Raw genomic sequence first — 12346 nt, forward strand, 5'->3', positions numbered from 1 at the left:
GACAATTTCGCGTTTGCCGCCATGCCCGCCGCCCGCTAGGAGCGGTGGCAAAGGGGGAGTGGCATGGATCAGAACGCAGCGACGATGGGAAGCGATGGCGGTGCGCCGTTGATGCCAGTACCGCACAAGGCGCCGCAGGGCGGCATGGCCGCAGGCGCGCTGATGTGCCTGCTGTCGATGACGTCGATCCAGTTCGGCGCGGCTTTTTCGTCGCCGGCCATCGGGCTCTATGGGGCAGCCGGCGCCAGCTGGCTGCGGCTTGGCTTTGCAGCCCTTATTCTTGTCGCCATCGTCCGCCCTCCGATCTTTCGCTACAGCCGCCGGCAATGGTTGGGCGCCTTGCTGCTGGGCACGGTAACGGCCTGTATGACGATGTCGTTCTTCGCGGCAATCCAGCGCATCCCGCTCGGGCTGCTCGTTGCGATCGACTTCCTGGGGCCGCTTTCCGTGGCAGCCTTCGGTTATGGCATCGGCTGGCGGCTGGCCTGGCCCCTGGTGGCGGGCATCGGCGTGTTGTTTCTGGCACGCGACGGACAGGGCTGGGTGGGCAACCTGCCGGGCGTCATGTTTGCGCTCGCCTCGGCCGTCGGATGGGCGATCTACATTATCCTCACAAAGAAAGTCGGCGCCGCCTTCAAGGGTTTCGAGGGTCTGGCAATGTCGCTGATGGTGGCGGCCCTGGTGGCCACACCCTTCGGCCTGCCGGCCTCGATCGGGTCTCTCTCGTGGGAAGGTCTAGGCGAAATGCTCGGCCTCGCCATCCTCGTGCCGCTGTTGCCCTATGCGTTGGAAATGGTGGCGCTGCGGCGCATGCCGACAGCCTCCTTCGGCATCCTGATGAGCCTGGAGCCAGCGCTGGGCGCGCTCGCAGGCTTCCTGGTGCTGTCTCAGCCGATGACACTGCTGCAGATGCTGGGCACGGCCTTTGTCGTCGCAGCCAGCGTCGGCGCCACTCTCGCGCCCTAGGCTGGAGGAGGACCGGCCGGGGCGTCGTTGGCCGGACTGTAGAAAAGCGCCAGGAACATGCTCTTGGCGATCCGCTCGGCCGTCGTCATGAACCAGTCGCGGGCCTCTGGCGTCGGTGCTATATCTTCGAGCGTCGCAGCAAATAGCCCCAGCCATTCCGGAAACATCTCCGGCACCAGCCCCTCCACCGATGCATGCGCCTGCATGGGCTTGCCGCCATAGGCGCCGGTCTTCAAGGCGATCGACGACCAGAAGCGCTTCATTTTTTCCATATGCTCCGGCCAGCGACCGGAAAGGCGTGTCTCGAAGACAGGCCCAAGTCTCGGGTGCACCTGAATCCGTTGGTAAAACGCTTCGACGAGCTGGTCTATGAATGCGGCATCGATGCCGATGCGAAGCATGTCCTCCTCGGCACGCTCGCGCATCGCGGCGATCTGGGCGGCGCGGCCCTGCAACTCGTTGGTCATTCGGTTTCGCTCCTGCCGCAGCCGCTCCTGCAGCCATGGGGGCCGCGTAAGAACAGCCGGTATAGCCGCGTTGCAGACGATACAGAAGGCCATGCTCGGCAGCTTTGCTCAAATTGCACGATTGCCCTTGCCAAGATATTGACCCGTGCCATATCGCACTTTAGATTTAGATTAATTCTAAAGTGGAGAAACCCATGCTGACCCGCCTGTTCCGATCGTCCAAGCGCCCGTTCAAGTCCCTGACGGAGCAGGAAGTCCTTGCCGTGGCAATCGCGGCCGAAGAGGACGATTCCCGCATCTACCTCGCCTATGCCGACACCCTGAGGCCGAAGTATCCCGCGTCTGCCAAGGTCTTCGAGGACATGGCCGAAGTCGAAAGCACGCACCGCAAGATGCTGATCGAGATGCATCGCAAGCGGTTCGGCGAGCGCATCCCGCTTATTCGCCGCGAACATGTACAGGGCTTCTACGAGCGCAAGCCGGATTGGCTGCGCAACACGCTGTCTCTGGAAGCCATGCGCCAAGAGGCTGAGACGATGGAGGGCCAGGCATATCGCTTCTATCTCCAGGCCGCCAAGCAGACCTCCGATGCCGGCACGCGTCAACTGCTCGACGATCTCGCCATGGCCGAGCAGGGCCACGAAGACGTCGCCGCAATGCTGAGCGAGAAGCATACGCCGGAGGACGTCAAGAAGAACGAAAATGCCGATGCCCGTCGGCAGATGGTGCTCACCTATGTACAGCCGGGACTGGCAGGCCTCATGGACGGCTCCGTCTCGACGCTGGCGCCGATTTTCGCCGCAGCGTTCGCCACCCAGGACACCTGGCAGACCTTCCTGGTTGGCCTTTCAGCGTCCGTCGGTGCCGGCATTTCGATGGGCTTCACAGAGGCTGCCCATGACGATGGCAAGATTTCTGGTCGTGGCTCGCCGATCAAGCGCGGTCTGGCCTGCGGCATCATGACGGCACTCGGTGGCCTCGGACATGCCTTGCCCTACCTTATCCCGGATTTCTGGACGGCCACCATCACCGCTGGCGTCGTTGTCTTCTTCGAGCTTTGGGCGATTGCCTTTATCCAGAACAAGTTCATGGAAACACCATTCCTGCGTGCCGCTTTCCAGGTCGTCCTCGGTGGCGGTCTCGTCCTGGCGGCAGGTATTCTGATCGGCAATGTCTGACGGATATTTCGCTCCGGCAGATCCTACCTGAACCAGCAATGCAAATGGGACCGAAGCCATTCGGCTTCGGTCCCATTTTTATATTCGGAAATCACCTGACGGCGGGCGGCGGGCTCAGTTTCCGCCGCGGCTGAACATGGGGCCGCGCGGCGAGTCCGGATTAGGCACGATGATCTGGTTGTTGTCGGGGCGGTCGCGGTTGTAGTCTCTTCTTGGGCCGTCGGGCCTGCCGTCACCGCGTCCTGGACCGCGGGGCCTGTCGTTATCCCGGCGACGATCTGCATAATCGCGCCTGTGATATCCGCCGTCGCGACGATAGCCCGGGTAACCGCGGTAGTAGCCGCCGTCACGGTAGCCACCATAATAGCCCCCACCGTAATAAGGCGCGTCGTAGGTGGTGACGTAGGCGCCGCTGTAGCCTCCGCCTTCCACGCAACCGGCAAGAGTGAGGGTCCCGAGACCCATAACGGCCGTTAACAGCAATGATCTGATTTTCATTTGTTTCTCCCCACACTCGGATCCGGGAATGAAAACAGGTTTTCCATTCGCAGCCGAGCCAATTTGTATTTCTGAACGTTCTAATGCAGCTGACCCGCCGAAGTTCCATCCGCGTGCACGGAATGCTTCGATGCGCTTGTGAGGCGGTATGAACAAACGGGTCATGGCGACGAAATATCTTGCCCGGCTCCGGTCGAGCCGCTGCATCCGCAAGCTTCCGGATGCAGTCCCGCCTTACTTCAAGGCGCCGACCAGTACGTCACGGCCATTCTCGATCGTCACCCAGCGGCCTGCATTATAGCTGGCCTGGCGTTTGATGTAGGAATAAGGCGTCTGGTACCAGATCTTCACTTCATCGGTGAGGTTGTCGAGCTCGTAATCGCCCTGGGCGGTGCGCAGCGTCAGAATCGCGTGACCTTCGCCATCCGGCTTGCGGACGACGGTCATGAGAAGGTTGGACGGAGAAAAGCCGCGCTGGATCAGGATACGGCGCTTCAGCAGTGCAAAGTCTTCGCAATCGCCAGCGGTGACCGGATAGGCCCAGTATTCTTCCTTGCCATAAACTTCCATGTCCGTGGCCGGGATGATGGTGGTGTTGACCTGCAGATTGATTTGCTTGACCGTTGCCCAGTTTGCATCGGTCATCTTGACGGGCATGAGATCCGAATTGGGGCCGCATTCGCTGCGATAGCGCTGGCAGAAATCATAATGGCCGATCGGCTGCGAGGTGGTGCCACCGACTACCATCGAAGGCCCACTCTGGGACGCCGGCATTGCCGATGTCGACATGGCAAATATCGCCACTAAGGCTAGAAAGATGCCCTTGAAATCCACGCCAGCAACCTCGTACCGTCCCTAATTCTTAACAAATTGTTAATGGACGCGAGGCCGCATGGTCAATCGTTACTTAAACGTTAACAGGGTGAACCGTGCAACATGGTTAAAATGCAACAGAAGTCGGCGGCGGCTCAAGGGCGGCCGATGAGCATCTAGAGCGTTGCGAACGCCGCGATCACCTCCAGCATCCTTTCAAGATCCTGCGGGCGGGAGAGGCGATGGTCGCCATCGCGGATGAGCGTCAGCACCACGTCGTCGGCAGGCAGGTGCTCCACCAGTTTCATCGCGTGGGCGTGGGGTACGTCCTGGTCCTGCATACCCTGCAAGATATGGACCGGGCAGCCAGTCTCGATCATGCCTGACAGCACCTGGTTCGCCCGGCCGTCCTCGATCAGCTTCCGCGTATAGATATTGGGGATAGGGCTGTAGGCAGACGGCTCCTCGAAAAACCCTTTCTCCGCCAGAGCCTGGCGCTCGACATCTTTCAGGTTTGGTTCGATCAGGTCGATCGTAAAGTCCGGTGCCGGGGCGATCAGCACCAGGCCCTTTATATCTGGCCCGCTCTTCCGGGCGCGCAACTCCTGGATCAGCCTTAGCGCGATCCAGCCGCCCATAGACGAGCCGACGATCACGAGGCGTTGCGGATTGGCGTGATCGACAACCGCCAGCGTTTCCTCCAGCCAACGCGAGATCGTGCCATCGCGAAATTCGCCGCCCGAGACGCCGTGACCGGAATAGTCGAACCGGATGCATCCAAGACCCAGCCGCTCGGCCAGCGCATCGACCTCGACTGCCTTGGAGCCCGCCATGTCGGAGCGATAGCCGGACAGCCAGAGAACTGTCGCCTGCTTTTCGGGGTTCGAGGTCTCGCGAAGTCGCATGGCAATCGGACGGGCACCATCGCCGCTGCCGACAGTGATGGTCTCGAGCGGAAGGGCATTTGCGGTTTCGGACATAGGCTGAGCTCCTGTTTGGCCGCTTTTAAAACAGATTCGCTTCCGGGCTGACAGGAGGTGATTTCTGCCATACACTGTGCTATTGACATCGCTGCCGCTTTGAGCACATTGCCGCCAACTGCGCCGACGGGAGCTTGGGGCCGCAAACACTTTAAACAATTCGTGGAGAATACGACCATTCGCAGACCTTTTAAAACCGACGCTCCCGTTAAGGACGGGCCGCGTTCAAACCGGGAAATTCGCATCCCGAAAGTCCAGCTCATCGGAGCGGACGGCGCAAACCTGGGCATTGTCCCGACAGACGAAGCAATGAAGATGGCGGAAGACTCAGGTCTCGACCTGGTGGAAATTTCCCCTAACGCAGAGCCGCCCGTCTGCAAGATTCTCGATCTCGGCAAGCTGAAATACGCCAACCAGAAGAAGGCGGCCGAAGCCCGCAAGAAGCAGAAGATCGTCGAAATCAAAGAAATCAAGATGCGTCCGAACATCGACACCCATGACTACGAGGTGAAGATGAAGGCCATGAGCCGCTTTTTCGATGAAGGCGACAAGGTCAAGGTTACCCTGAAGTTCCGCGGCCGCGAAATGGCCCACCAGGAACTCGGCATGAAGCTGCTGCAGCAGGTCAAGGTCGACACGATCGAGTTTGCCAAGGTCGAAGCCGAACCGAAGCTCGAAGGTCGCCAGATGATGATGGTGCTCGCGCCGAAGTAAGGTGCGGACCGTCACACTGGAAGTCGAAGCCGTCCGTCCGGGCGGCTTTTTCTTTTGTCAGGGCTGCGTTTGAAAGATTCAGCTGCGGCCCCGTTGCACTTTGGCGGGACTGCGGTTATAGGACCCCGTCCGAACTGACCGGCAGGGCATGCCGTGGCAGTTCAGAATGCTTGCAGAACGGTTCGTCACCGCACCTGCAGTTCAACAACCAAGCCACCCGCACTTTGTGCAAGCCCGGCATGCCGGACCTGCGAGAGGCGCCTTTTTCAAAAAGAGCGCGACCGGGGGCATAGAAGGAGTAGCAAAATGCCCAAGATGAAGACGAAGTCCTCTGCCAAGAAGCGGTTCAAGATCACCGCAACCGGCAAGGTAAAGGCCGCCGCTGCTGGCAAGCGCCACGGCATGATCAAGCGTAGCAACAAGTTCATTCGCGATGCACGCGGCACCATGGTTCTTTCCGAGCCAGATGGTCGCAAGGTCATCAAGAATTACTTGCCGAACGGTCGCTAAGACCCTTCGCCCGCTATTATTAAGGAGATCATGACATGGCACGTGTCAAAAGAGGCGTCACCTCGCACGCCAAGCATAAGAAGGTTCTGAAGCAGGCCAAGGGTTTCTACGGCCGCCGCAAGAACACAATCCGCGCCGCCAAGGCAGCGGTCGATCGCTCCAAGCAGTACGCTTACCGCGACCGCAAGGTAAACAAGCGCAATTTCCGCGCCCTCTGGATCCAGCGTATCAACGCTGCCGTCCGCGAGCACGGCCTGACCTACGGCCGCTTCATCGATGGCCTCACCAAGGCTGGCATCGAAGTCGACCGCAAGGTTCTGTCTGACATGGCGATCCATGAAGTCGAAGCATTCGGCGCCCTGGTTGCTGCCTCGAAGAAGGCGCTGGACTATCTGAAGGATGCCGGCACGAAGAACGAATTCGAAGCGGTCGTTAAATAACGGCGCGACGAACCCTTTGTGTTCCAGGTTGGAAACCCGCGCCGGCAAGCTGGCGCGGGTTTCGCGTTTTCGTCACCCCGTTTTTTCATCAACCCAGTCTCTGAGCGGCGCGCCAGGCCCGCAAGACAGGATCGCAAAGTGGAAGACCAGCAAGATTACCTGCGTTCTCTACCGGATCTGACCGCCAGCGACATCGAGACGCTGCTTGCGGTGCTGGTTTCTGGCAAGAAGCGCGTTCAGCGGGTCGTCCTGTCGAAGCGGACTGTCTGGATCAAGCGCTACGGCACGGAGAAGCCGACATGGTGGCGTCACCTGCAGGCTTTTGTCTCACGATTGATCCCCGTCGATTACCTCAGGCCCTCACCCTATCTGACACCACGAGAGATGGCAGAGCGCGAACAGCGGCGCATCCGGTTGTTTGCCGCAAGCGGCATCGCCGCTCCCCAGATCCTCTATGCCTCCAGGAGCGCCATCGTGCTGACCCATGTCGGCGAGACGGTGCAAGCGCGCCTGCGCAAGTCGGATGACGATGCGGTCCGCGACGGGCTGCTGGTTGCCTGCGCCGAGGAACTCGGGCGTCTCCATGCCGCCGGTCTCTGCCATGGAAGGCCTTACCCGCGCGACATGTTCTTTGCCGGCGACAGGCTCGGTTTCATGGATTTCGAGGAGGAGCCGCAAAGCGTAATGCCGCTTCCGGTTGCCCAGGCGCGCGACATATGGCTGCTGTTCCTGCAGATCGCTAGCACGGCCCGGCGCGGTACCGACACCTTCGACGCTGCCTACAACGCGTGGTCGGCGCGGGCGCCAGCGGCAGCGATTGCCGAATTGCGACGCATGACCGGCTTCCTCGGGCATTTTTTGTCCTTTGCCCGGTTGATTGGCCGCGTCCGCATGGGTAGTGATCTGCGGCGCTTCATTGTCGCCACGAGCTATCTGGCGACGGTGCCGTCCGATAGTCGCTCCAGCACGACCCACGAAGAACGCCCGCAAGGCAGGACACCATGACCGAACTCGATACATTGCAACAGCAGCTGCTTTCCGACGTCCATGCCGCATCCGACGAGGCGGCGATCGAAGCCGTCCGGCTTTCAGCGCTCGGCAAGAAGGGCTCGGTCTCGGAACTGCTGAAGACGCTGGGCGGAATGTCGCCGGAGGAACGCCAGACGCGCGGTGCCGCCATCAATGCGTTGAAAACCGTCGTGACCGAGGCCATCGTCAGCCGCAAGGCGGAGCTGAAGGACGCCGCGATCACGGAGAAGCTCAAGGCGGAGACCGTCGATGTCAGCCTGCCGGTGCGCTCCTCGCCGGCCGAGCGCGGTCGAATCCATCCGATCAGCCAGATCGTCGACGAGATCACGGCCATCTTCGGCGATATGGGCTTCTCGATTGCCGAAGGTCCCGACGTAGAGACCGATCATTACAATTTCACGGCGCTGAATTTCCCGGAAGGCCACCCGGCCCGCGAAATGCATGACACGTTCTTCTTCCAGCCGGACGAGAACGGCGAGCGGAAGGTGCTGCGCACTCACACCTCGCCGGTGCAGATCCGCACCATGGAAGCCCAGAAGCCGCCGATCCGCATCATCATTCCTGGCAAGACCTACCGCCAGGACTCGGATGCCACCCATTCGCCGATGTTCCATCAGGTCGAAGGCCTGGTGGTCGACAAAAAGGCGAATGTCGGCAACATGCGCTGGGTTCTCGAAGAGTTCTGCAAGGCCTTCTTCGAGGTCGACAGCGTCACCATGCGCTTCCGCCCGTCGTTCTTCCCGTTCACCGAGCCGTCCTTCGAAGTCGACATCCAGTGCGACCGCTCCGGCCCGAGCGTCAAGTTCGGCGAAGGCACCGACTGGATGGAGATTTTGGGCTGCGGCATGGTGCACCCGAACGTGCTGCGCCACGGCGGGCTCGATCCGGACGAATATCAGGGCTTTGCCTGGGGTATGGGCCTCGACCGCATCGCCATGCTGAAATACGGCATGCCGGACCTGCGTGACTTCTTCAACGCCGACGTCCGCTGGATCTCCCACTACGGTTTCCGCCCCCTCGACATGCCGACGCTGTTTGGGGGCTTGAGCGTTTAAGGCGATGCCGACGGTCCTCCGGAAATATGGCTTTCGTTTCCATTTCTACTCGGGCGACAGGCATGAGCCACCTCATATCCACGTGGACGGAAACGGCGGCGAAGCCAAGGTCTGGCTGACCGAGGTCAGATTGGCCGAGGCCGGGGGCTTTAGCCAAAGAGACCTTGCGCGTATATTGGAAGTCGTCGAGGAACACAGGCAGCAGATGCTGGAGGCGTGGCATGACTATTTCGCATGATGCATATCCGGAAGCCGACCGCCCAGTCGAAGCATGGTGCGACCTGCATGACGTTCATGTCCGCCTTGCCGATGGGCGGCATGTTTCGACACCATTGTGGTGGTACCCGCGCCTCCTGAACGCGACGCCGTCACAGCGCAACAATGTTCATCTCATGCTGGCGGGGGTTCATTGGCCGGATGTCGACGAGGACTTGTCGGTTCGGGGCATGCTTGCTGGATGGAAGGCGCCAGGTGCTGCGGCGCCGGAGAAGGCAGCGTAGATTATGGAGATTTGGCCAGCTATCGTAGCTCTAGTTTTTAGCGGAATGGCACTTTTTGTCTCCGCAATAACGGCTTGGCTGACATTCTTTCGTCGTGGGCGTCTAAAAATGACGAGACCTACGACGATTTACCTTGGTCCAGATGGCGAGCCGCATACAAACAGACCCAAGATCTACATGCCAAGCTTGCTGTACTCGACATCAAAAAAGGGGCAGCTAGTTGAAAATCTTTATGCTCGGCTCTCGCGAGGAGAGATGGCTCGCAACTTTTATGTCTGGGTGCATGGAGAAGGCAGGCCACTCAAAAGGGGAAGTGGGCTTTTTGTCGGGCCGGATGGAGTGGTGGCAAACCACCATTTTCTCCTCGCTCCCGATGAGATCGATTTTTCATTTAAAATGGGAACCTATCGGCTCGAAATCTTCGCAAACCTGATCGGCAGCGGCAATGCGACGAGGCTTTTTGAAACAGAGTTGGTTGTTGCCGCCTCAGACGAGTTATCTATGGATCAAGAAAAAATTGGTTTGTATTTCGACTGGGGCCCCGAAACGCGCACGTATTATACTTACATCGACAAAAGGCCTGAACGAACGTCTACAAAAGAATTGCCGCCAATGAATGCCCGCCCGGAAGCGGCAAGTACTGTTGAGGACCATAAATAATGAAATTCACGCTCTCCTGGCTGAAAGATCACCTCGACACCGAGGCGACGCTTGATGAGATCTGTACGCGCCTGACCGAGATCGGGCTTGAGGTCGATGCTGTCGACGACAAGGCGGCGTTCAAGCCCTTCGTCATCGCCAAGGTGCTGTCGGCTGAAAAGCATCCGCAGGCCGACCGGTTGAAGGTGCTGATGGTCGATACCGGCGCGGACAAGCCCGTGCAGGTCGTCTGTGGCGCGCCGAATGCTCGGGCCGGGATGATCGGCGCCTTCGCCCCCGCAGGCACCTATGTGCCCGGCATCGATGTGACGCTGACGGTCGGCAACATCCGCGGCGTCGAAAGCCATGGTATGATGTGCTCCGAGAAGGAGCTGCAGATTTCCGACAGCCATGACGGCATCATCGACTTGGCAGAAGATGCACCGGTCGGTTCGAGCTATGCCACTTACGCCGGCCTCGACGATGCCATGATCGACGTCAACCTGACGCCGAACCGGCCGGATTGCACCTCGATCTACGGCATTGCACGCGATCTCGCCGCTTCCGGTCTCGGTACGCTGAGGACCCGCCCGGCGCCTGTGTTCCCCATTGAGGGCGAAACGCCGGTGAAGGTGACGCTCGATCTCGATGACCCCAGGCTCTGCCCCGGCTTCGCGCTCCGCCTGGTGCGTGGCGTGAAGAACGGCCCGAGCCCGGCCTGGATGCAGCAGCGGCTGATGGCGATCGGCCTCAGGCCGATCAGCGCGCTGGTCGACATCACCAATTACATGACCTTCGACCAAGGCCGTCCGATGCACGTTTTCGACGCTGCCAAGGTCAAGGGCGACCTGACCGTGCGCCGTGCCCGCGACGGAGAATCCGTCCTCGCGCTGGATACCCGAGAATACAAGCTTTCCGGCAACAACGTCGTCATCGCTGACGACACCGGTATCGAGTCCATCGGTGGCATCATGGGCGGCGAGCACTCGGGCTGCGACGAGAACACCACCGACGTGCTGATCGAATCCGCACTGTGGGATGCCATGAACATCGCCAAGTCCGGCCGCAGCCTCGGCATCATCACCGATGCCCGCTATCGTTTCGAGCGCGGCGTCGATCCCGAATACATGCTGCCCGGTCTCGAGCGCACCACGGAACTGGTGCTGGATATCTGCGGCGGCACTGCTGCCAAGGCCAATGTCGTCGGCTACACGCCCTACGAGCCCAAGATCGTCGATTTCCCCTTCGCCGAAATCAAGCGGCTGACCGGCCTCGAGGTCTCCACCACCGAGAGCACCGAAATCCTGAAGCGCCTCGGCTTCAATGTCTCGGGCTCCGGCGAGCGCGTCTCGGTTGCCGTCCCCTCCTGGCGCCCGGATGTCGATGGCAAGGCTGATCTCGTCGAGGAGGTCATGCGTATCCACGGCGTCGATAATATCAAGCCAGCGCCTCTCGAAAGCCATGCCGCCGTCAACGGCAAGATCCTGACGACGCTGCAGATCCGCACCCGCACCGCCAAGCGTGCGCTAGCCTCGCGCGGCATGCTGGAAGCGGTCATGTGGTCGTTCATCTCGACGGACCAGGCGAAGCTTTTCGGTGGCGGTTCCGATACCCTGAGGCTCGCTAATCCTATTGCCGCCGATATGTCCGACATGCGCCCGTCGCTGTTGCCGGGCCTGCTGAGTGCTGCTCAGAGAAATGCCGACAAGGGCTACGGCGACGTTGCGCTGTTCGAAGTCTCCGGCACCTACGAGAACGACCGGCCGGAAGGCCAGCGGCGGGTCGCCGGCGGCATCCGTCGCGGCACGGCGACGCTTTCTGGCGCCGGTCGCCTTTGGTCCAACGCTACCAAGGGCGGTGGCAAGGCGGTCGATGTGTTCGATGCCAAGGCCGATGCCCTGGCAGTCATCGAGGCTTGCGGGCTGCCGATGGGCAATATCCAGATCGAGCATGGCGGGCCGGAGTGGTATCACCCTGGTCGCTCCGGTACGATCAAGATGGGCCCTAAGGTCGTGCTCGGTTATTTCGGCGAGTTCCATCCGAAGACGCTGGAGGCACTCGATGTCTCGGGAGCGCTCTGTGGCTTCGAGGTGTTCCTCGACGTCATGCCCGAGCCGAAGCGCAAGCCGACGCGGACCAAGCCGGCACTTGAGCTTTCGCCCTTGCAGGTGGTCAAGCGTGACTTCGCCTTTGTCGTTGACAAGACGGTGGAAGCTGGAGCGATCATCCGGGCGGCATCCGGCGCAGATCGCAAGCTGGTAACGTCGGTCAACGTCTTCGACGTGTTCGAAGGGGCTTCGCTCGGCGATGGCAAGAAATCCGTTGCCATCGAAGTGCAGATTCAGCCGGCTGAGCGCACGTTGACCGATCAGGATTTCGACGCGCTGACCCAGAAGATCGTCGCCAACGTCACCAAGACGACCGGTGGCGTCTTGCGCGGCTGATACAGTCAACCCGCAAGCACCTCACCCGCCAGCACGTTCTGACGGCGGGTGAGGGCGCGTTTGGTGCATTGCATCATATTTTTGCGATGCACCAAACCTCGACCCCTTGTCCA

The 12346-nt window shown here is 60.4% G+C and carries 15 protein-coding genes; 11 read left to right on the forward strand and 4 right to left on the reverse strand.

Features of this window, described 5'->3' with window-relative positions; genetic code table 11:
- The first annotated feature begins 84 nt into the window (after positions 1-84).
- Complete coding sequence (locus tag J5289_RS03175; RefSeq protein ID WP_247748970.1) at positions 85-966, forward strand: DMT family transporter; 882 nt, start codon at positions 85-87, stop codon at positions 964-966.
- Here the strand turns inward: J5289_RS03175 and J5289_RS03180 are convergent.
- A complete protein-coding gene (locus J5289_RS03180) occupies positions 963-1433 on the reverse strand; it encodes a group III truncated hemoglobin (RefSeq protein ID WP_209182488.1) in 471 nt (156 codons plus the stop codon). The two genes, J5289_RS03175 and J5289_RS03180, sit on opposite strands and share 4 nt — an antisense overlap.
- 194 nt (positions 1434-1627) lie before the next feature.
- Here J5289_RS03180 and mbfA point away from each other — a divergent pair, with 194 nt between their 5' ends.
- Positions 1628-2611, forward strand: coding sequence for an iron exporter MbfA (gene mbfA, locus J5289_RS03185; RefSeq protein WP_142823635.1), 984 nt, complete (start codon positions 1628-1630; stop codon positions 2609-2611).
- A gap of 114 nt (positions 2612-2725) precedes the next feature.
- On the opposite strand, the gene J5289_RS03190 is transcribed toward mbfA, so the two are convergent.
- The 3 genes from J5289_RS03190 to J5289_RS03200 form a co-directional block, all read right to left on the reverse strand.
- Positions 2726-3109 carry a hypothetical protein gene (locus J5289_RS03190; protein ID WP_209182489.1) on the reverse strand — a complete coding sequence of 128 codons (384 nt, stop codon included), beginning with the start codon at positions 3107-3109 and terminating at the stop codon, positions 2726-2728.
- Positions 3110-3343: 234 nt separating this feature from the next.
- Entirely contained in the window at positions 3344-3943 is a 600-nt protein-coding gene (locus J5289_RS03195; RefSeq protein WP_209182490.1) for a transglutaminase-like cysteine peptidase, read from the reverse strand.
- Positions 3944-4098: 155 nt separating this feature from the next.
- Positions 4099-4902 carry a carboxylesterase gene (locus J5289_RS03200; RefSeq protein WP_209182491.1) on the reverse strand — a complete coding sequence of 268 codons (804 nt, stop codon included), beginning with the start codon at positions 4900-4902 and terminating at the stop codon, positions 4099-4101.
- A gap of 177 nt (positions 4903-5079) precedes the next feature.
- On the opposite strand from J5289_RS03200, the gene infC reads away from it, so the two are divergent.
- The 9 genes from infC to pheT all read left to right on the forward strand — a co-directional run bounded on the left by infC (position 5080) and on the right by pheT (position 12233).
- A complete protein-coding gene (gene infC, locus J5289_RS03205) occupies positions 5080-5616 on the forward strand; it encodes a translation initiation factor IF-3 (RefSeq protein ID WP_202617140.1) in 537 nt (178 codons plus the stop codon).
- Between the two features lie 306 nt (positions 5617-5922).
- Entirely contained in the window at positions 5923-6126 is a 204-nt protein-coding gene (gene rpmI / locus J5289_RS03210) for a 50S ribosomal protein L35 (RefSeq protein ID WP_111216101.1), read from the forward strand.
- A 35-nt stretch (positions 6127-6161) separates the two neighbouring features.
- Entirely contained in the window at positions 6162-6566 is a 405-nt protein-coding gene (gene rplT / locus J5289_RS03215) for a 50S ribosomal protein L20 (protein ID WP_111216103.1), read from the forward strand.
- A 138-nt stretch (positions 6567-6704) separates the two neighbouring features.
- Positions 6705-7571 carry a serine/threonine protein phosphatase gene (locus tag J5289_RS03220; RefSeq protein ID WP_209182492.1) on the forward strand — a complete coding sequence of 289 codons (867 nt, stop codon included), beginning with the start codon at positions 6705-6707 and terminating at the stop codon, positions 7569-7571.
- The gene (gene pheS / locus J5289_RS03225) at positions 7568-8650 is read left to right on the forward strand and encodes a phenylalanine--tRNA ligase subunit alpha (protein WP_142823638.1); all 1083 of its coding nucleotides are present in this window, start codon (positions 7568-7570) and stop codon (positions 8648-8650) included. The genes J5289_RS03220 and pheS overlap by 4 nt, the downstream gene beginning before the upstream one ends.
- A gap of 4 nt (positions 8651-8654) precedes the next feature.
- A complete protein-coding gene (locus J5289_RS03230) occupies positions 8655-8888 on the forward strand; it encodes a DUF4160 domain-containing protein (protein WP_209182493.1) in 234 nt (77 codons plus the stop codon).
- A complete protein-coding gene (locus J5289_RS03235; RefSeq protein ID WP_209182494.1) occupies positions 8872-9150 on the forward strand; it encodes a DUF2442 domain-containing protein in 279 nt (92 codons plus the stop codon). The genes J5289_RS03230 and J5289_RS03235 overlap by 17 nt, the downstream gene beginning before the upstream one ends.
- Before the next feature lie 108 nt (positions 9151-9258).
- Complete coding sequence (locus J5289_RS03240) at positions 9259-9810, forward strand: hypothetical protein (RefSeq protein WP_209182495.1); 552 nt, start codon at positions 9259-9261, stop codon at positions 9808-9810.
- The gene (gene pheT / locus J5289_RS03245) at positions 9810-12233 is read left to right on the forward strand and encodes a phenylalanine--tRNA ligase subunit beta (protein ID WP_209182496.1); all 2424 of its coding nucleotides are present in this window, start codon (positions 9810-9812) and stop codon (positions 12231-12233) included. The genes J5289_RS03240 and pheT overlap by 1 nt, the downstream gene beginning before the upstream one ends.
- The last annotated feature ends 113 nt before the right edge of the window (positions 12234-12346 follow it).

This window comes from Rhizobium sp. B230/85 (assembly GCF_019355735.1).
Lineage (GTDB): Bacteria > Pseudomonadota > Alphaproteobacteria > Rhizobiales > Rhizobiaceae > Rhizobium > Rhizobium rhododendri.